Source organism: Citreicoccus inhibens (genome assembly GCF_019039035.1).
In the GTDB taxonomy this organism is placed as follows: Bacteria; Myxococcota; Myxococcia; order Myxococcales; family Myxococcaceae; genus Citreicoccus; species Citreicoccus inhibens.
Genome location: NZ_JAHNZT010000017.1, coordinates 82,078 through 104,756 on the forward strand (window position 1 = coordinate 82,078; position 22,679 = coordinate 104,756).

The window sequence follows — 22,679 nt, forward strand, 5'->3', positions numbered from 1 at the left end:
CGAGTGGAAGCCAGGACCCCAACGTGGGAACGGCGTTGCTCCGGTGCGCTCGCTGACCGTTGACCGGTGCACGGGCGAAGAAGGCGGACGCCTGCATCGTCCCGTGGGGGGCCCTCGCCCCGAGGACGCGCGGGGGACCGGCCGCTACCCCTCGGGGAGTTGGTCGCTCTCCATCGGGCGGATGCGCTCGTCGGGCTGCGCGGTGATCTCCCCTGCCTGCTCCGCTTCATCACCCCGGCGGAACTCGTGGATCTGGTCCGGGAGGATGTCCCGGAAGTCCGCCTCCTCTTCGAGGGGCGGCGTCATGGCCAGCTCCTGGTCGGTGACGTTGATCTCCTCCTCGCCTGTGTCGGGGTTCACGTGTCGCAGCGAGGCGGACTCCCCCACGTCCTCTTCTCCGAGCTTCTTGAATCGCATGGCGTCGGCTCCTCCGGGCGGGCTCGCCGGGACGACTGCTTCGGCCGCCCATCATGAGAACCGCCGAGGAGGGACGCCGCAATTCGCGCCGCTCGCTCGGCTGGCCTGCCATGTGGCGTCGCTGGCGGCGTCGCTAGTGGGGAGTCGCCGGGCTCGCGCCGCCGGAGGGGTAGGTGGGCTCCACCTCGAGCAGCACCATGGACAGCGCCAGCACGCGCGACAGCGTCTCGCGCAGCGTGTAGCGCCACGGAGTGGGCCGTCCTTCATCCGCCGCCACGCCCCAGGCATCGATGCCCACCGAGTTGGCGATGAAGAGCGCCCGCGACAAATGGAATCGCTGGGTGACGAGCAACGCCCGGCGCGCGCCGAACACGGTGTGGGCCCGCAGGCAGCTGTCGTACGTGGACAGCCCGGCCTCGTCGCCCATCACCACGGTGTCCGGCACGCCCCGCTCCAGCAGGTAGCGCCGCATGGCGCGCGTCTCGTCATGGAAGGGCGCCGAGGAGTCCGCGCTCACCAGCACGGCCTCCACCTTGCCCTGACGCCACAGGGCGATGGCCGCGTCCAGCCGCTGCGCGAGGACCGGGGAGGGCACCGCGCCCGGCGCCAGCCCCGCGCCAAAGACGAGCGCCACGGGCGCGCGCGGGGCTCCGGAGAGCGGCACGATGCGGTCCTCGTAGCTCTGCCGCACGAAATGCGACAGCGCCAGGATGGCCAGCACCGCCGCGACCAGGGCGACGAGCCCCCTGCGCACCCAGACCCCGCTCGCCACGCCAGACGTCATGGTTCCCGTGAACACCGATGAGGAAGACGGGGCATTCTCCCTGGCCCTCCCTCGCGCGGGAAGGCGAGTCTTCGCCCCGTGTCCACTGACGCCCAGGGGCCGGCTGCTCCCCGGACAGCCGGTCCGGGCCACCCCTGTCTGCGGGTCTCTGGGAGACGGGTGGCACCCCGCCGTTGACCGCCCCGCGCCTCGCTTATATAGGGGGCCCCGCCGTGCGCCCGGCCTCATGAACACGAAGGCGTGCGTCCCACAGGAGCTCCCAGGTCCATGGCGTCCCTTCGAGACATCCGCAAGCGCATCCGCTCGGTGAAGAACACGCGTCAAATCACCAAGGCGATGAAGATGGTCTCCGCCGCGAAGCTCCGCAAGGCGCAGGACGCCATCCTCGCCGCGCGGCCCTACGCGCAGACGCTGGATCAGATCATCTCCGACCTCGCCGCCCGCGCCGCGGACGAGGGGCTCGCCCACCCGCTCCTGACGCCGCGCCCGGTGCGCCGCGTGGAGCTGGTGGTGCTGACGTCGGACCGCGGCCTCGCCGGCGGCTTCAACTCCAACATCACCCGCCGCGCCAACCGCTTCCTCTACGAGAACACCGCGCTGGAGAAGATCCAGATCTCCACGGTGGGCCGCAAGGGCAACGACTTCTTCCGCACCCGCGGCTTGACCATCCGCAAGGACTTCGGCGGCCTGTATCAGCGCCTGTCCTACCGCGCCGCCGCGGATGTCGCCGAGGAGCTGGTCGCCAGCTACGTGAACGGCGAAGTGGACCAGGTCATCGTGGTCTTCAACGAGTTCATCTCCGCCATCAACCAGAAGGTCACGATGATGCAGCTGCTGCCGCTGCAGACCTTCGGACCCCAGGTGCCCGCCGAGGCGCAGGGCCCGGCGCTGGTGGACTTCAAGTACGAGCCGGACCGTCAGGCCGTCCTCGACCGGCTGGTGCCCCAGGCGGTCAACATCAAGCTGTACCGGGCGCTGCTGGAGAGCGTGGCCAGCGAGCACGGCGCGCGCATGAGCGCCATGGAGAACGCCACCAGCAACGCCACGGACATGATCAACAGCTACACGCTGGTCTACAACCGCACGCGTCAGGCGGTCATCACCAAGGAGCTGATGGAGATCGTCTCCGGCGCCGAGGCGCTGAAGTAGCTCCCCACCTCGCTGGTGGTACCCCAGGGCCCGCTCGCGCATGTCGCGGCGGGCCCTCTGCTTTGGGGCCGAGCCCCGGGAGACCGAGAGGGCGGGCGCCCGGCGCACCCCTCCGCTAAGCGCGTCTTACACCGGAGGGCCCGGGAAGCTTGACCCTGCGGGGTCCCCCCCGGTAAAGGGGGCCCGCCCTTCCATCCGGGCCGAATTTCTGACGGAGCGCGGTACCCCGGCCGCTCCCGCACGAGGCAGACGAATTCCATGAGCGCTCAAGTTCCGACGACTGGCAAGGTCACGCAGGTTCTCGGCCCCGTGGTCGACGTGGAGTTTCCGCCCGGCGGACTCCCCGAGGTCTACTACGCCCTCAAGCTGACGAACCCCAACCTGGGCGACACGCCGGACAACCTCACGCTCGAGGTCGCGCAGCACCTGGGCGAGAACACCGTGCGCTGCATCGCCATGGACTCCACCGAGGGTCTCGGCCGTGGCCAGGCGGTGAAGAACACGGGCGCCCCCATCCAGGTGCCGGTGGGCAAGGCCACCCTGGGCCGCATCCTGAACGTCACCGGTGAGCCGGTGGACGAGATGGGCCCCGTGACGTCCTCGGAGTACTGGTCCATCCACCGCGCGCCCCCGCCCTTCACCGAGCAGGACGTGCGCGTGCAGATGTTCGAGACGGGCATCAAGGTCATCGACCTGCTCGCCCCCTACACCCGCGGCGGCAAGATCGGCTTGTTCGGCGGCGCCGGCGTCGGCAAGACGGTGCTCCTCCAGGAGCTGATCCGCAACGTGGCCGTGGAGCGCGGCGGCTTCTCCGTGTTCGCCGGCGTGGGTGAGCGCACCCGCGAGGGCAACGACCTGTACCACGAGATGCAGGAGACCAAGGTCATCAAGACCGACAACCTGGAGGCCAGCCAGGCCGTCCTCGTGTACGGTCAGATGAACGAGCCGCCCGGCGCCCGCGCCCGCGTGGCCCTCTCCGCGCTCACCATGGCCGAGTACTTCCGCGACGTGGAGGGCCGTGACGTGCTCCTCTTCGTGGACAACATCTTCCGCTTCACGCAGGCCGGTTCCGAGGTGTCCGCGCTCCTGGGCCGCATCCCCAGCGCCGTGGGTTACCAGCCGACGCTCGCCACGGAGATGGGCGGTCTGCAGGAGCGCATCACCTCCACGACCAAGGGCTCCATCACCTCGGTGCAGGCCATCTACGTGCCCGCCGACGACCTGACGGACCCGGCGCCGGCCACCGCGTTCGCCCACCTGGACGCGACCACGGTGCTCAACCGCTCCATCGCCGAGCTCGCCATCTTCCCGGCCGTGGATCCGCTCGACTCCACCAGCCGCATCCTGGATCCGGCCGTCGTGGGCGCCGAGCACTACGCCGTCGCTCGCCGCGTCCAGGGCATCCTGCAGCGCTACAAGGAACTCCAGGACATCATCGCCATCCTCGGCATGGACGAGCTCTCCGAGGACGACAAGCTGGTGGTGGCGCGCGCCCGCAAGATCCAGCGCTTCCTGTCGCAGCCGTTCTTCGTGGCCAAGGTGTTCACGGGCAAGGACGGCCGCTACGTGAAGCTCCAGGACACCATCCGGGGCTTCAAGGAAGTGTGCGAGGGCAAGCACGACGACATCCCGGAGACCGCCTTCTACATGTGCGGCGATATCTCCGAGGTCCAGGAGAACGCGCGCAAGCTGGCGGCGGCGTAAGCTGTCCGGCGTCTTCTCCTCCCGCCCGAGGTTGCCATGCGCCACTCCGCGCTCGCCCTGTCCCTGATGTTGCTCGCGCTCCCCGCCCTCGGTGCGGAGCGCGCGGGGCGGGCTCGGGTGAGCGCGAACGGCGTCTACAGCGTCCGGCTGGTGGAGGTCTCCCCCGGACACTGCCGGTTGGAGATGCTGAAGGAAGACGGCCCCGTGTGGCAGGTGGACGCGTGCGCGGGGACGGTGGACGACCTCTACTTCGCGTCCAATGACGGCGAGCGGGTGTGGGTGCTGTACCCGCTGGTGGAGAAGGGCAGTCCTCCGCCGCGCAACCCGAAGGTGAAGAAGAAGGACCGGATCCCCGCCTGGGCGAACGTGGTGGTGGCGGTGCAGTTCGACCGCACCGGGCAGCGGCTGCAGGAGAAGCGGTTGCCGGAGTTGCTCACCCTGCGGCAGCTCTCCGAGGTCCGGCAGATGGAGCACCACTTCAAGTGGCTGGAAGGCACGCTGGGCATTCCGGGCAAGGGCCCGCGCCTGACGGACGCCGGGGTGGTGGAGTTCGAGCCCGTGGGTGTGAAGACCCACGCGCTGACATTCTGAGGATGGTCATGGCCAAGCTGACTGTGGAAATCGTCACCCCCGAGAAGCGCATCCTGTCGGTGCAGGCAGACGAGGCCATCGTGCCGGGTGGCCGAGGCCTCTTCGGCGTGCGTCCGGGCCACACGCCCTTCCTGTCCCTGATGGAGCCGGGCCCGCTGACCCTCATCGAGGCGGGGCGCCAGGACACGTACTTCGTCGCCGGCGGCTTCGTGGAAGTGGGCAACGACAAGGTGCTGGTCCTCGCGGACGGCGCCGAGCAGGTGGCCGGCATCGACGTGGAGAGCGCCCGCCAGCGGATGGCCGACGCCCAGAAGCGCCTGAGCGCGCTGTCCGCCGACGACGCCCGCTTCGAGGTCGAGCAGGCCACGGTGCGCCGCGAGGCCGCGCGCATCAACGTCGCGGGCATGCGCTAACGCAGCGCGTGCCTTCCCCGTGCGAGCGGGGAGTCCGGGGCGAGGGAGCTGTGCTCCTGGGGCGTGTGTCCCGGTGAGCGAGCCCCCTGGCCCCGTTTTCTTTTCGCGGCGATGGGCCTGGGCCAGGCGCATGATGTCGTGCCGCCATGAGCTCGCCCACACTGGAACTGTTCCACCGCATCGCGGACCCGCAGTCCGCCACCGCGCGCCGCTTCGTCACCGACCATCAGCTCGAGGACCGCGTGCGCTTCCGCAACCTCACCTATCCCGAGGTCGAGGCGGACTGGCGCCGCCTGGGCGGACAGTCCTCGCCGGCGCTCTGGGATGGCACGCACCTGCACCAGGGCGCGGAGGCCGTCGTCGCGCGGCTGTTGGCCGTGGTCAACCTGGGCCGAGACGCGTCCTGATGTGCGCCGTGTCGCGGTGGAGCGGCGCGACGAGGCCTCGTCAAGGTGAACGCATGATCCCGTGTGCGGGGCTCGCGCATGGCGTCATCACTGCTGCGCGCGGACCATCCTGCGGTGGACATGCGCGCGTCATCACGCGGTGTCATGGGCGCGCGTGCTTGCCGCGATCATCCTGATTGCGGTAGCTACCGCGCCCCCGGGTGTGTCGCGGGCGACGGTGGAGGCGGACGGTGACGACGTGCGCGATACAGCTCGGCGGAAGGCTCCGGACACATGGAACCACCGACCCCGCCCCGTGCACGTCAAGTCCCCCTGTCCAGCCATGCGCGCATGCCACGCGAATCTCGGGGCTCGTCCTTGGCTGAGGCTCGGCTAATCTCTGCGCCTCCGATGCCGCTGACTCCCTCCGAGCGCCAGGACAGGTTTCATGCGGCGTTCCTGGGCCTCGCCATTGGGGACGCGCTCGGCTTTCCGCTGAGGGGCATTCCTCCCGCGAGCCTGGCGCGCCTGCCGGGGTTGGCGGAGGACTTCGCTCCGCGCCCGCGCGGCAAGTTCGCCAAGGGCCAGTTCAGCGACGACACGCAGCTCTTGCTCGCGGCGGCGGAGAGCGTCATCCGCGAGGGCAAGGTGGATGGCCGCAGCGCCGCGGCGCACCTCGCGTGGCTGTGGCAGGAGGGCATCATCCTCCAGCCGCCCCGCAGCCTCTCCGAGTCGCTCCAGCGGCTGGCCGGCGGTACGCCGTGGATGAGCGCGGGCGCGCCCCTGGGCACCAAGTGTCCGTCCGTGCTGAGCCGCGCGCTGGTGGTGGGACTCTTCGAGGGCGGACAGCGCGCGCGACTGCCGCATGACGCGGGCGTGCTGACCGTCATCACCCACAAGGACCCCATCTGCGCGGCGGCGGCGGCGGCCTTCGCGCAGGCGGTGGCGCTGGGCATGGAGGAGGAGGCGCTCACGCCCGCCGCCTTCTGCGAGCAGCTGGCCCTGGCCGCCCAGGTGCACGACAAGCAGCTCGCGGAGGAGATTCGGCACCTGCCGCGCCTGCTGACGTGGGACACCACGCGCGCGCTGAACCAGCTGCGCAAGGTGGGGGTGCCGCCCAGCGAGCTCAAGGGCGTGGACGGGCTGCCGCCGCACGTGGTGCCGGTGCTGCTGACGTCGCTGTACGCCGCGCTGAAGGTGCCTCACGACTTCCGAGAGGCGGTGGCCGTCAGCCTGCGCTGCGGCGGCGAGGCGGACGTGGCAGCGGCCCTCACGGGAGCGCTGGTGGGCGCGCACCTGGGCACGCGCGCCATCCCCGCGCGGCTCCGCAAGCAGGTGCTGTACGTGGAGAACCTCGTGGACACGGCGGACCGCCTCTTCCGGGCCCGCCAGGTGCGCGAGACGCTCGCCACCGCCATGGCGCTCCACAACCGCCGTCGCTGAGGCTCCCGCGGCGGAAGGCTCCAGGAAGCGGCCGGGCGGGCGCGGGACGCGCGGGCCGGGGGCTTCCGTGGGCGCCGAGGCGCGCGCACCTTGTGCGGAGGATGGCCACGGGCCGCACGGGCGCCAGGCGGGCGAGCGTGGGCGGGCTTCGTCGCGTCCGCCCAGGAGGCACCCGCCGTGGACCTCGAATCCGAACGCCTGGAGCGAGCCCAGCTGGAGACGCTCTCCACCACGGAGCTCATCCGTCATGCGCTCGCGGAAACGCGCCTGCTGGTGAAGGCCGAGGTGCTGCACGCCAAGAAGGAGCTGCGCGAGGAGGTCAGCGCCGCGCGCACCGCGGGCATCCTCCTGGGTGCGGGAGCGGTGCTGGCGCTCGCGTCGCTGGCGGTGCTCTTCGTGGCCCTGGGGCTGGCCTTGCCGATGTCCTCGGCCGTGGGCGTGCTGCTCGTGGGCGTGCTGCTGGTGCTAGTGGCGGGTCTGCTGCTCTTCCTGGGAGTGCAGCGCCTGCCCAAGAAGCCGCTGCCCCACACCCAGGAGCGGCTGCGCGCCGACTACGCGCTCACGCGGGAGACGCTCCAATGAACGACGAGCCGAGCGAGCAGGCCCCTCACGTGGACCACGCCATCACCCGCGGCATGGATGTGCGCGAGCAGGTGGAGCAGACCGCGGACCGCATCCGCGACGGCCTGCTCCTCACGTTGGAGGAGTTGGACCGCCGCCGCGAGCGCCTGCTCGACGTGCGCTATCAGGCGGTCCAACACCGAGGCACGCTCGTGGCCGTGGGCGCCGCCGCCGTGCTGCTGGTGGGCGCGGGCGTGGCTTATGCGGTGTATCGCGCGCGCACGCGGGAGGAGCGCCTGCGCGAGAAGCGCCGCAAGGCCCTGGAGCGCGCCTGGCGACACCCGGAGCGCGTGGCCAACAACGGCGAGGATCGCCCCCTCTCCTCGGAGCTCGGGCGCAAGCTGGTGCTGATATTCGCGACCAGTCTGGCCACCTCCGTCGCCCGCAATGCCATGCAGACCCTGGTTCCCTCACGCGAGGACGAGCCCAGTGTCGCTGGGAGCATTCAGAAGAAACGATAATTGTTAAATATTTACGTATAAAGCATCCTGATGCGCATGACGGACCTGCTCTTTGCTCGTGCGCAGATGGGGCTGTCGCTCGCGTTTCACATTGTGTTCGCGGCGGCGGGTGTAGCGCTTCCGGTGTTGATGGTGCTGAGCGACTTGAAGGCGCGCCGCACCCAGGACGCCGACTACCGATTGCTGAGCCAGAAGCTGGCGAAGGGCACGGCCATCCTCTTCGCGGTGGGCGCGGTGAGTGGCACGGCGCTGTCGTTCGAGCTGGGCCTGCTGTGGCCCGAGTTCATGGGGCGCTACGGCGCGGTGATTGGGCTGCCCTTCAGCCTGGAGGGCGTGGCCTTCTTCACCGAGGCCATCTTCCTGGGCATCTACCTGTACGGCCGTGAGCGCGTGTCACCGGGGCTGCACCTGTTCAGCGGCATCATGGTGGCGGTGAGTGGCGCATCCAGCGCGTTCTTCGTGACGCTGGTGAATGTCTTCATGAATGACCCCACGGGCTTTACCCATACCGCCGCGGGGCCGGTGGACATCCAGCCGGTGGTGGCGATGTTCAGCCCGGGCTGGCAGTACGAGACCGTCCACGTCATCGTGTCCTGCTATCAGGCGAGCGCCTTCGCCATGGCGGGCCTCCACGCCTTCATCCTCCTGCGCCACCCGGGCGCGGCCTTCCACCGGAAGGCGCTGTCGGTGGCGCTCCCGCTCGCGTGTGTCACCGCGCTGCTCCAGCCGCTGGTGGGAGACCTGTCCGCGAAGCACGTGGCGCGGGCGCAGCCCGTGAAGCTGGCCGCGATGGAGGGCCAATTCGAGACGGAGGTGGGCGCGCCGCTCCGGTTGGGCGGCCTGCCCGACGTGAAGTCCGGCACGGTGCGCGGCGCGGTGGACATCCCCAAGGGGCTCTCGGTGCTCGCGTTTGGTGACCCGAACGCGGAGGTGCGCGGGCTCAACGAGTTCCCGCGCGACGAGTGGCCTCCGGTGGCCAAGGTCCACGTCGCGTTCCAGGTGATGGTGGGCACGGGCAGCGTCATGGCGCTCCTGGCGCTGGTGACGCTCGTGCATCGCTGGCGCAAGAAGGCGTGGCCGCACGCCGGAGCGCTCCTGCGGGCGTGGCTCTGGGCGGGGCCGCTGGGGCTGGTGGCGCTGGAGGCCGGTTGGCTCGTCACCGAGTGGGGGCGCCAGCCTTGGATTCTCCGAGGTGTCATGCGCACGTCCGACGCGGTGACGCCGGTGCCGCACCTGTCCGCGCCGTTCTTCACCTTCACGCTCGTGTACCTGTTCCTGGGAGTCACGGTGCTGTTCGTCCTGTCCAGACAAGTGGCCGGCACGCTGCCCGGTCAGAGGGATGCCCATGTCCACTGAGGCGCTGTTGGGATTCGCGGTGGCGGGCACGTTCGTGCTCTACGCGCTGTTTGGCGGCGCGGACTTTGGAGGCGGTGTCTGGGATTTGCTGGCCTTCGGGCCGCGCAAGGCGGAGCAGCGCGCGCTCATCGCCCAAGCCATGGGCCCCATCTGGGAGGTGAACCATGTCTGGCTCATCGTCGGGCTGGTGTTGCTCTTCAGTGGCTTCCCGCGTGCCTTCGCCGCGCTGAGCGTGGCGCTGCACGTGCCGCTGACGCTCCTGCTGTTGGGCATCGTCTTCCGAGGCACGGCCTTCACCTTCCGGACGTATGACACGCGCGGCGACCTAGTGGAGCGCCGCTGGGGCGTGGTGTTCAGCGTCGCGAGCCTGGTGGCGCCGCTGCTGTTGGGCATGTGCGTGGGCGCGGTGGCCAGCGGCGACATCCGCATGGAGGGCCACGTGGTGGTGAGCGGCTTCTTCGCCCCGTGGACGCGGCCCTTTCCGATCGCCGTGGGGCTCCTGGCGCTGGGGCTCTTCGCCTTCCTGGCGGCGGTGTACCTCACGCACGAGGCGGGCTCGCCCGAGCTGCGCGAGGACTTCCGCAGGCGGGCCCTGGTGACGGGCGCGGGGGTGTTCGTCCTGGCCGCCACCGTGCTGGTCCTCACGCGTGACGGTGCGCCGCGCGTCTGGGCCGGGCTGCTGCATTCGCCCTTCGCTCTGGCCCTGCACGCGGCGACGGCGGTGGCGGCGGTGACTGCGTTTGCCCTCCTGGGCCTGCGTCACTTCCGCGCCGCGCGCGTGGCGGCGGCCTTTCAGGTGGGCCTCATCGTCCTGGGCTGGGCTGCCTCGCAGCACCCGTACCTGGTGGAGCCGGACCTCACCCTCCAGAACAGCGCCGCCGCGCCCGAGGTGCAGCGCTTGTTGATTGTCGCGCTGTGCGTGGGCGTCGCGGTGGTCGTCCCCTCGCTGGTGTTCTTCTTCCGCGTCTTCCGGCCGCGCCCGCCCGGCGCCACGCCGCCCGCCCACGCATGAGGCGCCGTGACGCGGACCCCGACAGGCCCTTGCGCCTGCTCGGGGTCGGCGATATGTAACTTCGGCGGTTCCAAATCGTCGTGGGAGGATGGGTGAACAGCCGCTTCGTCATGGCCGCGCACGTGCTGGGGATGCTCGCGTTGCACGAACGCGAGGACGCCATCACGGTGACGTCCGAGGCGATGGCGGAGAGCATCCAGACGAACCCGGTGGTGGTGCGGCGGTTGCTCGGGGACTTGTCGCGGGCGGGGTTGGTGGAGACGAAGCGGGGCGCGGGCGGCGGAGTGCGGCTCGCACGCGCGCCGGAGTCCATCACCCTGTGCGACATCTACAAGGCGGTGGGGGAGGGCGCGGAGCTGTTCGGCCGTCACCCGGCGGGCCCCAACCCCATGTGTCCCGTTGCGCCGATGGTGGCCGAGTACCTGGAAGAAGTCTTCCGGCGCGCCGAGGCCGCGGTCCACCAGAGTCTGGGCGGCACCACGGTGGCGCAAATGTCCCATGAGGTTGACAAGCGCATCCGCGCGCTGGGCGGCAAGGGCTGTCGTTGAGCGCGGCATGTCGGGCGTGACGTATTGGTCTGTCTTTAAATGTAACTGGCTTTGTTCTGAATTGATGCGAAGCGGATGTGAGAAACGCAGTGGCGCGCGGGAGTCCACAGATGAAGCAGAAGATTGCGTATTGGGTGCTGACGGGGTTGTTCAGTCTGATGATGGTGATGTCCGCGTCGGGCTATCTCACCGCGAGCCCGCAGATGGTGGAGGGGTTCCATCACCTGGGCTACCCGGACTACTTCCGCGTGTACCTGGGGGTGGCGAAGCTGGTGGGCGTCCTGGCGCTCGTGGTGCCGTGGACGCCGCGCACCGTGCGCGAGTGGGCCTATGCGGGCTTCGCCATCACCACCGTCTCGGCGGCGGTGTCGCACGGGATGTCCGGTGACCCGGCGGGCATCGTCGTCGCGCCGGTGGTGGCGCTCGGCGTGTTGCTCGGCTCGCACCAGCTCTGGCGGCGCCTGCGTGACGAGGCGCCCCGGCCGGTGGCTCAGCCCGCGGTGGCCTGACGTCAGGCCTCGGGTGGAGGCGGGGGCCACGCCAGGCGCGGCTCCTCGTCTCCTCGCGCGACGAGCAGCGTGGCGCCCTCGAGGAACTCCTCCGAGTCCAGCGCCTCGACGACGGTGCGCGTGGCAATGTCCACGTCCATCACCAGGCAGTAGACGCGCATCTTCCCGGTGACGGTCTCTCCGCCCTCGACCTCGCCATTGCCCGTCCAGCCGAGCATGTCCGAGAGCAGCTCCTCCACGGCCTTGCGCTTCTCGAAGTCGTGGCCGGTGCCCTTGCCCTGCACGGCGTACTCCACGATGAGCGCCACCTGGGCGTCCGGCTCGGGCTCGTCATAGCCCGCGTCCACCAGGGACTCGGCCTCCTGGGCGATGAGCATGTCCACGTCCTCACCCGAGGGGATGGGGAGCTTCTTGTGCTCACCCATCTGTCCCACGGCCCCCCAGTGCACGGTGAGCTCGCCGTCGTGCTCCCACGCCTCCCAGTAGTGAAGGGTGTCGCCGTCCTTCTTGTAGAGCTTCAGCACGCCAATGGCCTCATGCGGGCGCGCACTCTATGCCAGCCGCGCCGCGCGGGGGCTCAGAAGGCGCGGCCTTGTCCGCCATCCACCGGGAGCGTGACGCCCGTCACCCAGCGCGCGCGCTCCGAGCAGAGGAACACCACCACGTCCGCGACCTCCTCGGGGACGCCGAAGCGGCCCCAGGGCATTTCGTCGCGCACCATGCGGGCCACCTTCTCGGGCTCGGCCTGCTGGCGACGGTCCCAGCTGCCTCCTGGGAAGAGGATGGAGCCCGGCGCCACGCCGTTGACGCGGATGCGGTGGCGCGCCAGGTCCACCGCCATCTCCTTGGTGAGCGCGGTGAGGCCCGACTTGGCCGTGGTGTAGGGCGCGCTGGTGGCGTACTCGCGGCCGAAGATGGAGTTGAGGTGGACGATGCTGCCGCCGCCGCGCTCGCGCATCACCTCCACCGCGCGTTGACTGCACCACACCGCGGACAGGAGGTTGCGATTGAGCACGTCCGTCCACTGCGCGGGCGTGGCCACGTCGAACGCGCCCGCGCCGCCGCTGCCCCCCACGTTGTTGACCAGGATGTCCAGGCCTCCCAGCGCCTGGACCGCCGTGTCCACCGCCTGGGTCGCCCCTTCGGGCGTGGCGACGTCCGCGACCACCTGAGTCACTTCCGCGCCCTCGGCGCGCAGCGTCTCCGCGGTGGCCTCCAGGGCCTCGGCGCCTCGGGCGGTCAGGCAGACCCGGACACCCTCTCGGGCGAGCGTCGCCGCGATGGCCCGACCGATGCCTCGGCTGCTGCCGGTGACGAGCGCCGTCTTCCCGTTGAGTCGCAAATCCATGCGGCGCCTTCTACCCGCGGCTCGCGTGATGCCAAGGGGGCTTCGTGAGGAAGCGTTCATGATACGAAGCCCCCACGATGGACGTCACGTACCGGATCGCCCTCCCCGAGGACTTTTCCGCGCTCGAACTGCTGATGGCCGCGCAGTTCCACGATGAAGAGATCGCCGTGGACTCCCACCGCCTGACGCGTGTCATCCGCCCGGTGCTCGACTGGCCCGAGCGTGGCTTCTTCGTCCTTGCGCACACGCCCGAGGGCCAGCCCGTGGGCGCCGCCTACGTGCCCTGCTACTGGTCGCTGGAGCACGAGGGCATGGCGGCCTGGCTGGAGGAAATCTACGTGCTCGCCGCGTACCGGGGCGCGGGCGTGGGCACGGGACTCGTGCGAGCCGCCTGCACGGAGGCCGCCGCGAGGGGCTGCCTCGCGGTGGACCTGGAGGTCGGCGTGGGCCAGGAGCGCGTGGCCCACCTCTACGTCCGGGAAGGCTTTCAGCCCCTCCAGCGAGATCGCTGGGTGCGCCGCCTGCGCGAAGCCTGACGGCGCAGTTCAGCTGGCCTGGAAGCGCGCCTCCACCGGTGAGGCACCCTCCACGCGGCGCACGCCGTGGTCGCCATTGGCGGCCAGGTGCTCCAGCAGCTTGAACACCGTCTCCGCGTCATCCGGCGCGCCCAGGTCCGCGGCGAGCTGCTCGGCGGTACGAGCCTCCGCGCGCGCCTCGCGCAGCCGCGAGAGCAGCCGCGCTTGCAGCTCCAGCACGCGGCCGGCCGCCTTCTTCCCCGCCTCCACGCCGGGCTGGTGGTACGCGTTGATGTGCACGAGCGAGGCGTAGAGGCCCACGGCGCGCTCGTACAACGCGATGAGCGCGCCCACGGTTCGCGCGCTGGCGTCCGGCACGGTGAGCGTCACGGACTCGCGGCCCTTCTCGAACAGGGCTCGGCGCGTGCCGAGGAGGAAGCCCAGGAGGAAGTCGCCGCTGGTGACGCCGTCCTCCACGCGCATGGACTCGCCCTGGCGGTCCTTCAGCACCTCGATGAAGGTGACGAAGAAGTTGTTCACGCCCTCGCGCAGCTGCTGCACGTACGCGTGTTGATCCGTGCTGCCCTTGTTGCCGTAGACGGCGATGCCCTGGTTCACCCCCTTGCCGTCCAGGTCCTTCTCCTTGCCGAGCGACTCCATCACCAACTGCTGGAGGTAGCGCGACATGAGCATCAGCCGGTCCTTGTACGGCAGGATGACCATGTCCTTGGCGCCGCGTCCGTTGCCCGCGTGGAACCACATGAGCGCCAGCAGCGCGGCGGGATTGCGAGCCACGTCACGCTGCCGCGTCGCCGCGTCCATGTCCCGCGCGCCCGCGAGCATCGCGTCGATGTCCAGCCCCTGAAGCCGCGCCGGGAGCAGGCCCACCGCGGACATCACCGACGTGCGTCCCCCCACCCAGTCCCACATGGGGAAGGTGCGCAGCCAGTGGTGCGCCTTCGCGTAGCGGTCCAGCTCGCTGCCCTCGCCGGTGACGGCGACCGCGTGCGCGCCGAAGTCCAGGCCGCGCTGTGTATAGGCGCGCTCGGCCTCGACCATGCCGTTGCGCGTCTCCTTGGTGCCGCCGGACTTGCTGATGACGACGGTGAGCGTCTCGGCCAGCCGGTCGCCCAGCGTGGCGAGCACCCGGTCCATGCCGTCCGGGTCGGTGTTGTCGAAGAAGGACACCTGCATCGCGTCTCGCGACGTGCCCAGCGCGTCCGCCACGAGTTGTGGCCCCAGCGCTGAGCCGCCGATGCCCACCAGCAGCACGTGCGTGAAGCGCGCGGCCTTCTGGGGGCGCACCCGGCCCGCGTGCACGTCCTCGGCGAACCGGTGCACGGCGGCCACCGTGTCGCGAATCTCCTTCGCGAGCCCCGGCTCCGGCGCCAGCTCCGGCGCGCGCAGCCAGTAGTGCCCCACGCGGCGCTGCTCATCCGGGTTGGCGACAGCGCCCTTCTCCAGCGCGTCCATCGCGGTGAAGGCCTCCTCCATGCGCGGACGCATGCGCTCCAGGAAGTCCGCCGGGAAGCTCATGCGCGAGATGTCCAGCGTGAACCCGACGGACGGGACGACGCACAGGTACCGCTTGTACCGCTCCCACAGCTCACGCTCGGTCATGACATCTCCTCGCCTCGGGGCGTCGGAAGGTCCGGGCCCAGGTGGGGCCGCGCTGGCGTGGCTTAGCCCCTCCGCCCCGGGGGAGGGAAGCCGCGCGAGCGTGCCGCCTCACAGAAGTCCACCGGTGCCCGGGCATCGGCCCGGTGCTGAACACCCCGGCGCGTCAGAGGACTCAGGCGGAGGGGCGCGGTGCGTCCACGGTGGGGGGCTCGGGCTTCCAGGCGGGGTTGCGGAAGACATAGCCCCAGCGCTGCCGGAGCGGCCCGGGCCTGAGCGCGTCCCGGGCGATGGCCGCGAACTCGTGGAAGGCGATGCGCACCGGGTTGAACGTGCGCAGGTTCTTCGTCAGGCCGTAGACGGGCTGCTCCACCTCGGGCTCGAAGGTGCCGAAGAGGCGATCCCACACGATGAGGATGCCCGCATAGTTCTTGTCGATGTAGCGCGGGTTCGAGGCGTGGTGCACGCGGTGATGGGACGGCGTGTTGAACAGCCACTCCAGCGGACGCGGCAGCCGGACGATGGCCTCGGTGTGAATCCAATACTGGTACAGCAGGCTGATGGACTGCTGCGTGACAATCATCACCGGGTGGAAGCCCGCGAGCGCGAGCGGCGCCCAGAACAACCAGCCCGTCATCGGCGTCCACGTCTGACGCAGCGCCGTGGACAGGTTGTAGTGCTGACTGGAGTGGTGCACCACGTGCGAGGCCCAGAAGAAGCGGCTCTCGTGATGGACCCGATGGAAGGCGTAGTAGCAGAGGTCCTCGGCGAAGAAGAGGAGCACCCACGCCAGGGCGCCAAACCCGAGCCGCAGCGGCGTGAGCTGATACAGCGCCAGGTAGCCCGCGAAGGCCACGCCCTTCCAGAACACGTTGATGGCCACGTTGCCCAGGCCCATGGAGAGGCTGGCCGCGGTGTCCTTCCAGGTGTGGCCGGCGAACTCGCGGCCCGCGTCGCGTTGCTGTTTGACCCAGAGGGCCTCGGCCACGACGGTGAGGACGAAGACGGGGATGGCGGGGAGGATGAGGTCCGGGATGTGCGGTGCGTCCACGTCAGCCCTCCAAGGGACGGGCGCGGCGCCGAGGCCGCGGTGGGGGAACCAGGGTGGCGCGCATGAAGCGCGCGAGCGTGTCGAGCATGCGCCGATGCGCGGGGTCCGCCGGGCGGGCCGCTCCACCCACCGCCGCGCCCTGCACCGCGTCCAGCGCCAGCTCCACCACGTCATCGAAGTCGGGGTGGGAGGTGGCCTCGGGGAACAGCTCGCGCGCCACGCGGTGCAGGTTCTGACGGTGCGGCCCATCGACGATCGCGAGCGCGGCCTGAAGCTCCGGGGCCGTGCGCGCCGCGACGTACAGCTCGATGGCGGCTTGAAGCTCTGGCCGCTGGTAGATGGTCCACAGCATGTCTACCGCCGCCGCGATGCGGTCCCTGCCTGCCTGCCGCGCGCTCACGCTGGCCAGGTAGTCCTGGATGAGCCGAGGGAAGAGGTGCTCCACGGCGACCGCGAGCAGCTCCTCCTTGGTGTCGAAGTGGGAGAACAGCGCCCCCTGCGACACGCCCGCCCGTTTCGCCACCTCCACCGTCGTCAGGCGCGCGTAGCCCAGCTCCACCAGCGTCTCGATGGTGGCGTCGAGCAGCTTGCGCCGCGTCGTCTCGCGGCGCTCCTGCTGGGTGCGGCGCGGAGGCCGCGCGCCTGTCTTTGTTGGGGACCGCTGAGCCATGTGAACGCAATGTAGTCTCCTGGATAAAAAGTGACCAGTCACTTTCCTGGTCGCTTTCCCGCGTCCCGAGGGTGGGAGGTCGCGGCACCGGGTCCGACTCCCGTGGGGGAGCGAGCGGGCGAGGGGCGTGTCAGGCCGGGGAGGAGGCGGGCCGATGATGTCAGGCATTGCGGCGGGCAGGCGAGCAACGGCCTGACTGTCTTTGCGCGGCGCTTCGCTCGGGCGCGCGCGGAAGCCTCGCCTGCAGAGGGAGCGAGGCCCGGGTGGACGGGTTGGGCCGCTTGCGGTTTTGCGTCAGAATGTCTGGGAAATAACGCGCGGTCTTGCCGCCGTTACCCGCCCGCCCTCCCATGAATCTTTCCGCACTTGTTCTCGGGTCGCTGCTTGCTGTGGCGCCAGCGACTTCCTCGCCCGCTTCTCCCGTGTCCCAGCCCGAGGTTGGGGTGCCGTTCGCGTGTGGTCGCATCTACACCGTGAGCCAGGGGCACGACACGGGCAGCCATCTGCACAACGACACCTACGCCTGGGATTTCCGCATGCCCGAGGGCACGCCCATCGTCGCCGCGCGCGACGGGGTGGTGCGCATGGCGCGTGGGGACAGCAATGTGGGCGGCTGCGACGAGAAGTTCGCGCCCGCCGCCAACTACGTCGTCATCTCGCACGGGGATGGCCTGGAGACGCAGTACCTGCACTTCAGCGCGGTGGTGGTGAAGTCCGGCGAGCGCGTGAAGCAGGGACAGCTCATCGGCTACTCCGGCGCCACGGGCTGGGCGTGCGGCGCGCACCTGCACTTCAAGGTGGCCCGCGAGACGGGCAACGGGTGGAACAACCCCTCGGTGCCCGCTCGCATCGTGGGCTACGGCGATCCGGTGCGCGACACCCAGATTTCCGCGCCGATGTGCAATGAGAAGGCGCAGCAGCCCATCATGGCGTCCAACGAGGGGACGCACGCGCCGGGGGATGCGGTGATGTCCATGTCAGCGCCCTCCGCCGAGCAGCAGGAGCAGGCGCCGCGCGGCCTCCCGCCCGGGGCGAAGGCCATTCTCGACGGCCTCTCCCAGCCTCCCGCCCAAGGCGGCGAGGGCCTCGACAAAGCGCGTCCGACCCGCGCCCCGAGCGCGACGCGCAGCGCCCGCGAGACTCGCTGACGCGAGCAGCGCGCCCGCGCCGGACAGCAGCGCGAAGAAGGCCCCCGCGTTGACGAAGTACGCGAGTGGCAACAGGGGGCCTTCCACATACGCGCGCACTACGCGGTAGCCCACGTGTCCCAAGAGCGCGAGCAGGGGCAGGTTGATGAGTGGCAGCAGCAGCCACCGCGCCGTGCGCCACCAGCCCGCCACGGTCTCCGCCACCGCCGTGCTCGCCGTGTAGCGCCACGCACCCGCGCGAGCCACCTGGAGCTCCGCCAGCAGGGTGTCCACCTCCGGAACGCCCAGCGTCTGCGCGTCGAGCCCGCTGCTCCGCGCCACCGCGCGCGCCTCCGCCAGGGCGGTGCGCGCGGCGGACTCCGCGGAGAAGTCGTCCTCGAAGGGTTCCACCACCGCCACCTCCGCGGCCCTCGCGCGCGTGCGGTCTCGCACCGCGTCGACCACCGTGGAGGCCGCCGCCACCGCGAGGCCGGCCGGCAGGCTGGCGCGCGACACCAGCGCCGCCGCGCCCAGGCCGCTCGCGCCCCACCATGACAGACGCAGCCCCCATGCGGCCGGGCCCCAGAATCGTCCCGCGGCTTGTCGCCGGACCTCGGCCGCGAGGTGTCCCTGGGCCAGCGCCAACCGCGCTTCAAAGTCACCCTGAAGCGCCTCGTTCGCGCGGCCCAGGCCCGAGTCCAGCGCGGCGTGCGTGCGTGTCAGCAGGGCCTCGGTTTCGGAGAGGGCCTCGCGGACGCGGGTGGCCATTTCCTCCAAGGCCCCCACGGCATTGGCGCGCCGCACTCGCGTGGCCACGGCTTGCGTGGCGAGCCCGCGCAACTGGAAGAGGAGTGGGCCGAACTCTCCCGAGACGTCTCGGCCGTCTTTGGCGGCACGCGCGCTGATGGCGAACACGGGCACGGACTCCGCAGGCTGTCCGTACTGCTCGGAGGCGAGCTTCCGTGTCTGGGCTTTGAGCGCGTCACGCGAGCTTTCGGACAGCTCGTCCGCGAAGTTGAGGAGGAAGACGAGCGCGCGCCGACGGGCGAACTCCGCGAGGAACTCCACTTGAGTGGCCTCGGCCACGCTGCCCCGGTGCAGGACCACGAGCGCCACGTCCGCGCGTTCGAGCATGGCCCGCGCCACCTCGCGATGCGCGGTGGCCACGCTGTTGAGGTCCGGCGTGTCGATGAAGACCTGACCGCTCCAGAGTCCCTCGGGGCCGGGCGTGTAGCGCAACACGCGCGCACCGGTCTGGGCGAGCGCCTCGACGTTGGCGCCTTCGGGCGCGAAGACGGTGGCGGCGGTGCTCGTGGGACGGTCGACGCCTTCTCGCGCGAGCGACTGTCCCGCCAGTGCGTTGAGCAGGGTGGACTTGCCCGCGCCCGTGGCGCCCACGAGCGCGACGGTCAGGGGGGCGTCCTTGCGCGCGACGCCCCGCGCGTAGTCCTCCACGAGGCGCTCCAGGCGCACGGCGTGAGGTTGCAGCGCCGGCAGTGCCAGCGCGGCGGTGAGCAGAGGGCGGAGGGCTTCGGGGTCGGGGAGGCTCGTCTCGTCCACGGGAGGGACTAGCCTCGCCCGACGGGACGCGGCTGGCTACGGTGAAGCGCAGGCAGGGTGCGCCACCGTGCAGTCAGCGCCCTGGGGTTGGGCCATGTGTGCAGCGTCGGCGGAGCGCCGCATCGCGCACTCCGCCGATATGACTGGCCTGGGGTCTACGCGTCGGCGGCGAGTCGCTCCAGTACCCGCGCGGCGAGCTCATCCGCGCTGAGCGCCGAGGTGTCGAAGACGAGGTCGTAGCGCCCAGGATGCAGCAGGGCCTCTGCGTCCGCTGAGCCCGCGAGCTTCGCGAGGTTGGCGAGGTCGGCCGCGTCCCTCGCCCTCAGTCGCGCGTGGGTCTCCTCCACCGTGCCTGGGTCGTCACCCTCGGCGTGGCGCGTCTGGACGCGCCGGGCTCGCTCCTCCAGTGGGCAGGTGAGCAGCACGCGCAGCAGGCGGCCTCCGCGCCGCGCCAGCTCGGGAGCGAGCTTCGCCGCGACCCATGGACCGAAGAAGCTGTGCAACAGCGCTCCACCTTGGAGGACGCGCTCCGCTTGGAGTCCGTCCAGGAAGGCGTCCAGCTCGCGCGCGGCGTCCGCGTCGAGCGAGGTGCCGTAGCGCTGCACGCTGGGGAACCCGCGCACCGCGGCCATGCGGCGCTTGAGGTCACCGACGTTGTAGGCGGTGAGGCCCGCCGCTCGCGTGAGGCGCTCGGCCAGCGTGTTCTTTCCGGCGCCGTGGGAGCCGCCAATCACCACCGTCCAGGCGCCCGCGGTTGTGTCCTCCGTGGCGGAGGCGGCCCAGGTGTCGGGCCCACGGTCTCGGTAGACGCGCAGCAGCTCATCCGCGGACTCGCGCGCCTGCGCTTCCAGGAATCGCGCGCTGGCGGCCTGGAAGGCCCCGCGGCGAGCCGTGTCGCTCGGTGGAATGTCGTGGCTGGCGAGCACGTTGCCCGTGCCCGGCTCCTGGCGCTCGCGTCGTGACTCATCCAGATCCACGGTCTCTTCCAGCGAGCGCAGCGGATCCACCATGTCCAACACTTCCGCGCCACGCGCCACGTGCTCGCCTTGGATGCGCACCGCCTTGAGGCGCACGCACAGGCCCGGTTTCAGCGCGGCATTCATCTCGTGCTGCACGTCGTCCAGGAAGAGGACAGCGGCGGCCACGAGCTGGATGGCCTCCGAGCCCGCGTCGAAGCCATAGAACTCGTTCACGGCCATGATGCGCGCGCCCATGGACTTGCCGCCATGGTCGGGTCCCCACTTGATGGGTCGGTGCTCCTGCTCGATGAAGCGCGCCGAGGTGTACGCGCTGTCCGTGAGCTGGATGAACGTGTCCCGCGCCGCGAGCCCCGTGCCGAGCAGCTCGCCCTCCAGCGCTTCCTGACTCCACAGCCCCGTCACCGGGTCGCGCAGCTCGCGAGGGATGGGCAGCGCGCCCTCGCCATGGAGCCAGTGCAGCAGCGCCCGCGAGTCAGGCTGGAGGATGGCCGAGTCCTTCTCTCCATCCTCCGTGTCCTGAGGTGGATGCTCCACCAACACCAGGCAGTCCCGCCGCGTCTTGTCCTGCTGCGTTCAATGACTTTCAGCGCAATGCGTTGCGCGTCAGGGAATGTCTTGCATGTGTCTGTCTTGCCCCCTGGGGCACGGACGACCTTGGCCCGCGTTGTGGGAGCGCGGGGGCCAGGAGTAGAAGTCTTGGGCCATGATGGATTTCTTCCTGATGTCGCCGCCGGGGCGCGGCTGGGCGCTGCGCGGGCGCTCCAACTTCCGCAGTCGCGAGGCCGCGCAGGTGGATGCGCGGGGCGCCCGTCGTGAGTGGTTGGCGCTGGCGCGAGCCATCGAGGCGCGGGGCGGCACGGTGGTCGCGCTGCCCTCGCCCTCGGAGGTCCTCACGGGGATGCCCTACGCGGCGGAGTGTGGTCAGGTGGTTTCGCGCGAGTCCGCGCCGCCCTTGTTCCTGTTGCCTCGGATGATGAGCGCCCATCGTCAGGAAGAGCGGGCGCACTGGGCCCCGCTGGCGCGTGCCCTGGGCATGGAGGTCGTGGACCCTGGCGTGGGCATCTGGGAGGCGCATGGGGATGTGGCGACCTTCGAGGGCGTGACGTTGCTGTTCTGGGGCGGGCGCACCACGCGCGAGGGACTGGACGCGGCCGCGCGCTACTTCCCAGGAGCGCAGCTCCACCTCCAGGTCCGCGAGCCTGCCTTCCACGGCAACATGGCCGTGCTGCCATTGCCCGCGGTGGGGCGGATGCTCGTGTGTCCGGAGGTCCTCGCGCCTGATTCGTATGCGGCGCTGGTGCAACGCTTTGGCGCGGAGCGATTGCTGACGGTGAGCGAAGAGGAGATCCGCCACTACGCGACCAATGGACTTCCCATGGGGCGGGACTTGCTGGCGCCCTCCGTGGTACCCGAGCGGGTGGTGCGGCTGGTGGAGTCGCTGGGCATGCGGGTGGTGTCATTGCCCATGCCTGAGCTGACGGAGAAGGGCGGGGGCTCGTCGCGCTGCCTCGTGTCACGCGCGTGGGTAGACCCGGCGCGGGTGGTGATTCCAGAGGCCTTCCGGTTGTCCTCCGTGGCGCGGGAGCTCGAAGCCGATGGGTGACGCGCTCGCGACGATGGCGGCGGAGTTCCAGCGCAACCATCCCGAGTTGTCCTTCGCCGCGCTGGGATCCGCGGCGCACGCGGACGCCCTGGACCTGCTGCCCGCGGGCATTCCGGTGACGCACCTGCCCGCCGAGCAGCACGAGGCCCTGGCGCGCCAATACCTCGCGCTCAACCAGTTCGCGTTTGGGGGAATCGGGGTGCCGCGCTGGGTGCTGTCGGACCTGTACTTGATGCCGGGGGCGGTGGGGTTGGTGCGCTGTCCGGCGCGCATGCTGAAGAAGGAGGTGCGCGCGCATCTCGGGCTGGCGGAGGATGCGCTCGCGGTGGGCGCGGCGTACTACGCGGCGCCTTCGCTGACGCCGGGGCTGTTCATCGGCGTGTCACTGCTGAGCTTCTTGCCCGGCACAGGAGCGGGCGCCTGGGTGAAGGCGCTCACGCTGCGCATGCTGTGCGCGACGCGACTGCGAGGCGTGGCGCAGTGGGACAACCCCAGCCTGCGCGTGCACACGCGATTGGGCGCGCTGCGGCTCGTGGGGCACGTCCCCGGAGGGCACGAGTACGCGGAGCGCACGTTCGTCTATGAGACGGACCTGCGGGACACGACGGCCGTCGCGATGGCCATGGCGCGCGGCTCAGGAGGCACCGCCACGCAGCGGGTCCCGGTGACCGACCTGAAGACGTTGGGCGCGGTGCTGACGCGCGCCGAGGCGGGACGTCGGGTGGAGATTGTTCCTCCAGGGTTGGACTCCGGGCACGTCCTGCTGCGCGAGGTCGCTCCCGAGACGCAGTGACCTCGGACCCGGGCATCCGTC

24 protein-coding genes and 1 pseudogene are annotated in these 22,679 nt (G+C 70.6%); 16 read left to right on the forward strand and 9 right to left on the reverse strand.

Going from position 1 to position 22,679, the window contains the following annotated elements; translation table 11 throughout:
• Positions 1 to 144: 144 nt before the first annotated feature.
• Both KRR26_RS20420 and KRR26_RS20425 read right to left on the reverse strand, forming a co-directional pair.
• Positions 145 to 417 (reverse strand): hypothetical protein, encoded by a 273-nt coding sequence (locus KRR26_RS20420; RefSeq protein WP_120210549.1) that lies wholly within the window; start codon positions 415 to 417, stop codon positions 145 to 147.
• A 133-nt stretch (positions 418 to 550) separates the two neighbouring features.
• Complete coding sequence (locus KRR26_RS20425) at positions 551 to 1,201, reverse strand: SanA/YdcF family protein (protein ID WP_217080603.1); 651 nt, start codon at positions 1,199 to 1,201, stop codon at positions 551 to 553.
• A 267-nt stretch (positions 1,202 to 1,468) separates the two neighbouring features.
• On the opposite strand from KRR26_RS20425, the gene atpG reads away from it, so the two are divergent.
• The 12 genes from atpG to KRR26_RS20485 all read left to right on the forward strand — a co-directional run bounded on the left by atpG (position 1,469) and on the right by KRR26_RS20485 (position 11,394).
• Complete coding sequence (gene atpG / locus KRR26_RS20430; protein WP_120210548.1) at positions 1,469 to 2,350, forward strand: ATP synthase F1 subunit gamma; 882 nt, start codon at positions 1,469 to 1,471, stop codon at positions 2,348 to 2,350.
• A 258-nt stretch (positions 2,351 to 2,608) separates the two neighbouring features.
• The gene (gene atpD / locus KRR26_RS20435; RefSeq protein ID WP_120210547.1) at positions 2,609 to 4,054 is read left to right on the forward strand and encodes a F0F1 ATP synthase subunit beta; all 1,446 of its coding nucleotides are present in this window, start codon (positions 2,609 to 2,611) and stop codon (positions 4,052 to 4,054) included.
• A 36-nt stretch (positions 4,055 to 4,090) separates the two neighbouring features.
• Positions 4,091 to 4,645 carry a hypothetical protein gene (locus tag KRR26_RS20440; protein WP_217080604.1) on the forward strand — a complete coding sequence of 185 codons (555 nt, stop codon included), beginning with the start codon at positions 4,091 to 4,093 and terminating at the stop codon, positions 4,643 to 4,645.
• A gap of 8 nt (positions 4,646 to 4,653) precedes the next feature.
• Positions 4,654 to 5,058 carry a F0F1 ATP synthase subunit epsilon gene (locus KRR26_RS20445; RefSeq protein WP_120210585.1) on the forward strand — a complete coding sequence of 135 codons (405 nt, stop codon included), beginning with the start codon at positions 4,654 to 4,656 and terminating at the stop codon, positions 5,056 to 5,058.
• A 146-nt stretch (positions 5,059 to 5,204) separates the two neighbouring features.
• Positions 5,205 to 5,465, forward strand: a complete 261-nt coding sequence (locus tag KRR26_RS20450) for a hypothetical protein (RefSeq protein ID WP_120210545.1) — start codon at positions 5,205 to 5,207, stop codon at positions 5,463 to 5,465.
• A gap of 390 nt (positions 5,466 to 5,855) precedes the next feature.
• A complete protein-coding gene (locus tag KRR26_RS20455) occupies positions 5,856 to 6,887 on the forward strand; it encodes an ADP-ribosylglycohydrolase family protein (RefSeq protein ID WP_120210544.1) in 1,032 nt (343 codons plus the stop codon).
• Positions 6,888 to 7,064: 177 nt separating this feature from the next.
• On the forward strand, positions 7,065 to 7,469 hold the full coding sequence (locus KRR26_RS20460) for a phage holin family protein (RefSeq protein WP_120210543.1): 405 nt from the start codon (positions 7,065 to 7,067) through the stop codon (positions 7,467 to 7,469).
• Entirely contained in the window at positions 7,466 to 7,969 is a 504-nt protein-coding gene (locus tag KRR26_RS20465) for a hypothetical protein (RefSeq protein ID WP_120210542.1), read from the forward strand. The genes KRR26_RS20460 and KRR26_RS20465 overlap by 4 nt, the downstream gene beginning before the upstream one ends.
• 36 nt (positions 7,970 to 8,005) lie before the next feature.
• Positions 8,006 to 9,325, forward strand: coding sequence for a cytochrome ubiquinol oxidase subunit I (locus KRR26_RS20470; RefSeq protein WP_328707179.1), 1,320 nt, complete (start codon positions 8,006 to 8,008; stop codon positions 9,323 to 9,325).
• Positions 9,315 to 10,337 (forward strand): cytochrome d ubiquinol oxidase subunit II, encoded by a 1,023-nt coding sequence (locus KRR26_RS20475; protein ID WP_217080606.1) that lies wholly within the window; start codon positions 9,315 to 9,317, stop codon positions 10,335 to 10,337. The genes KRR26_RS20470 and KRR26_RS20475 overlap by 11 nt, the downstream gene beginning before the upstream one ends.
• A gap of 92 nt (positions 10,338 to 10,429) precedes the next feature.
• Positions 10,430 to 10,885: an Rrf2 family transcriptional regulator gene (locus KRR26_RS20480; protein WP_199723960.1), complete on the forward strand. Its 456-nt coding sequence runs from the start codon at positions 10,430 to 10,432 to the stop codon at positions 10,883 to 10,885.
• 110 nt (positions 10,886 to 10,995) lie between these two features.
• Positions 10,996 to 11,394, forward strand: coding sequence for a DoxX family protein (locus tag KRR26_RS20485; protein WP_120210539.1), 399 nt, complete (start codon positions 10,996 to 10,998; stop codon positions 11,392 to 11,394).
• Between the two features lie 2 nt (positions 11,395 to 11,396).
• Here KRR26_RS20485 and KRR26_RS20490 read toward each other — a convergent pair whose 3' ends face one another.
• Both KRR26_RS20490 and KRR26_RS20495 read right to left on the reverse strand, forming a co-directional pair.
• Positions 11,397 to 11,918: a hypothetical protein gene (locus tag KRR26_RS20490; protein ID WP_120210538.1), complete on the reverse strand. Its 522-nt coding sequence runs from the start codon at positions 11,916 to 11,918 to the stop codon at positions 11,397 to 11,399.
• Between the two features lie 53 nt (positions 11,919 to 11,971).
• A complete protein-coding gene (locus KRR26_RS20495) occupies positions 11,972 to 12,742 on the reverse strand; it encodes an SDR family NAD(P)-dependent oxidoreductase (protein ID WP_120210537.1) in 771 nt (256 codons plus the stop codon).
• Positions 12,743 to 12,819: 77 nt separating this feature from the next.
• Here KRR26_RS20495 and KRR26_RS20500 point away from each other — a divergent pair, with 77 nt between their 5' ends.
• Positions 12,820 to 13,278 carry a GNAT family N-acetyltransferase gene (locus tag KRR26_RS20500; RefSeq protein WP_217080607.1) on the forward strand — a complete coding sequence of 153 codons (459 nt, stop codon included), beginning with the start codon at positions 12,820 to 12,822 and terminating at the stop codon, positions 13,276 to 13,278.
• A 9-nt stretch (positions 13,279 to 13,287) separates the two neighbouring features.
• On the opposite strand, the gene KRR26_RS20505 is transcribed toward KRR26_RS20500, so the two are convergent.
• The 3 genes from KRR26_RS20505 to KRR26_RS20515 all read right to left on the reverse strand — a co-directional run bounded on the left by KRR26_RS20505 (position 13,288) and on the right by KRR26_RS20515 (position 16,595).
• Positions 13,288 to 14,877, reverse strand: coding sequence for a glucose-6-phosphate isomerase (locus KRR26_RS20505; protein WP_217080608.1), 1,590 nt, complete (start codon positions 14,875 to 14,877; stop codon positions 13,288 to 13,290).
• Positions 14,878 to 15,049: 172 nt separating this feature from the next.
• Positions 15,050 to 15,925 carry a sterol desaturase family protein gene (locus KRR26_RS20510; RefSeq protein ID WP_120210534.1) on the reverse strand — a complete coding sequence of 292 codons (876 nt, stop codon included), beginning with the start codon at positions 15,923 to 15,925 and terminating at the stop codon, positions 15,050 to 15,052.
• Position 15,926: 1 nt separating this feature from the next.
• A complete protein-coding gene (locus KRR26_RS20515; RefSeq protein ID WP_120210533.1) occupies positions 15,927 to 16,595 on the reverse strand; it encodes a TetR/AcrR family transcriptional regulator in 669 nt (222 codons plus the stop codon).
• Positions 16,596 to 16,945: 350 nt separating this feature from the next.
• Between KRR26_RS20515 and KRR26_RS37475 the strand changes: the two are divergent.
• A pseudogene (locus tag KRR26_RS37475) lies at positions 16,946 to 17,389 on the forward strand (M23 family metallopeptidase); the annotation flags it as partial.
• Between the two features lie 183 nt (positions 17,390 to 17,572).
• Here KRR26_RS37475 and KRR26_RS20525 read toward each other — a convergent pair.
• Positions 17,573 to 19,282, reverse strand: a complete 1,710-nt coding sequence (locus KRR26_RS20525; protein WP_120210532.1) for a GTPase — start codon at positions 19,280 to 19,282, stop codon at positions 17,573 to 17,575.
• Between the two features lie 155 nt (positions 19,283 to 19,437).
• Positions 19,438 to 20,802 carry an AAA family ATPase gene (locus KRR26_RS20530; protein WP_217080609.1) on the reverse strand — a complete coding sequence of 455 codons (1,365 nt, stop codon included), beginning with the start codon at positions 20,800 to 20,802 and terminating at the stop codon, positions 19,438 to 19,440.
• A 163-nt stretch (positions 20,803 to 20,965) separates the two neighbouring features.
• Between KRR26_RS20530 and KRR26_RS20535 the strand changes: the two genes are divergently transcribed.
• Positions 20,966 to 21,865, forward strand: coding sequence for a dimethylarginine dimethylaminohydrolase family protein (locus KRR26_RS20535; protein ID WP_233577509.1), 900 nt, complete (start codon positions 20,966 to 20,968; stop codon positions 21,863 to 21,865).
• Positions 21,858 to 22,658 (forward strand): hypothetical protein, encoded by an 801-nt coding sequence (locus KRR26_RS20540; RefSeq protein WP_120210530.1) that lies wholly within the window; start codon positions 21,858 to 21,860, stop codon positions 22,656 to 22,658. The genes KRR26_RS20535 and KRR26_RS20540 overlap by 8 nt, the downstream gene beginning before the upstream one ends.
• Positions 22,659 to 22,679 lie beyond the last annotated feature (21 nt).

What these genes read in the sequence shown, in the direction of transcription:
- KRR26_RS20420 (WP_120210549.1), bottom strand. Translation starts at nt 417, where the DNA reads ATGCGATTCAAGAAGCTCGGAGAAGAGGACGTGGGGGAGTCCGCCTCG.
- KRR26_RS20425 (WP_217080603.1), bottom strand. Translation starts at nt 1,201, where the DNA reads ATGACGTCTGGCGTGGCGAGCGGGGTCTGGGTGCGCAGGGGGCTCGTC.
- atpG (WP_120210548.1), top strand. Translation starts at nt 1,469, where the DNA reads ATGGCGTCCCTTCGAGACATCCGCAAGCGCATCCGCTCGGTGAAGAAC.
- atpD (WP_120210547.1), top strand. Translation starts at nt 2,609, where the DNA reads ATGAGCGCTCAAGTTCCGACGACTGGCAAGGTCACGCAGGTTCTCGGC.
- KRR26_RS20440 (WP_217080604.1), top strand. Translation starts at nt 4,091, where the DNA reads ATGCGCCACTCCGCGCTCGCCCTGTCCCTGATGTTGCTCGCGCTCCCC.
- KRR26_RS20445 (WP_120210585.1), top strand. Translation starts at nt 4,654, where the DNA reads ATGGCCAAGCTGACTGTGGAAATCGTCACCCCCGAGAAGCGCATCCTG.
- KRR26_RS20450 (WP_120210545.1), top strand. Translation starts at nt 5,205, where the DNA reads ATGAGCTCGCCCACACTGGAACTGTTCCACCGCATCGCGGACCCGCAG.
- KRR26_RS20455 (WP_120210544.1), top strand. Translation starts at nt 5,856, where the DNA reads ATGCCGCTGACTCCCTCCGAGCGCCAGGACAGGTTTCATGCGGCGTTC.
- KRR26_RS20465 (WP_120210542.1), top strand. Translation starts at nt 7,466, where the DNA reads ATGAACGACGAGCCGAGCGAGCAGGCCCCTCACGTGGACCACGCCATC.
- KRR26_RS20470 (WP_328707179.1), top strand. Translation starts at nt 8,006, where the DNA reads ATGACGGACCTGCTCTTTGCTCGTGCGCAGATGGGGCTGTCGCTCGCG.
- KRR26_RS20475 (WP_217080606.1), top strand. Translation starts at nt 9,315, where the DNA reads ATGTCCACTGAGGCGCTGTTGGGATTCGCGGTGGCGGGCACGTTCGTG.
- KRR26_RS20485 (WP_120210539.1), top strand. Translation starts at nt 10,996, where the DNA reads ATGAAGCAGAAGATTGCGTATTGGGTGCTGACGGGGTTGTTCAGTCTG.
- KRR26_RS20495 (WP_120210537.1), bottom strand. Translation starts at nt 12,742, where the DNA reads ATGGATTTGCGACTCAACGGGAAGACGGCGCTCGTCACCGGCAGCAGC.
- KRR26_RS20500 (WP_217080607.1), top strand. Translation starts at nt 12,820, where the DNA reads ATGGACGTCACGTACCGGATCGCCCTCCCCGAGGACTTTTCCGCGCTC.
- KRR26_RS20505 (WP_217080608.1), bottom strand. Translation starts at nt 14,877, where the DNA reads ATGACCGAGCGTGAGCTGTGGGAGCGGTACAAGCGGTACCTGTGCGTC.
- KRR26_RS20515 (WP_120210533.1), bottom strand. Translation starts at nt 16,595, where the DNA reads ATGGCTCAGCGGTCCCCAACAAAGACAGGCGCGCGGCCTCCGCGCCGC.
- KRR26_RS20535 (WP_233577509.1), top strand. Translation starts at nt 20,966, where the DNA reads ATGATGGATTTCTTCCTGATGTCGCCGCCGGGGCGCGGCTGGGCGCTG.
- KRR26_RS20540 (WP_120210530.1), top strand. Translation starts at nt 21,858, where the DNA reads ATGGGTGACGCGCTCGCGACGATGGCGGCGGAGTTCCAGCGCAACCAT.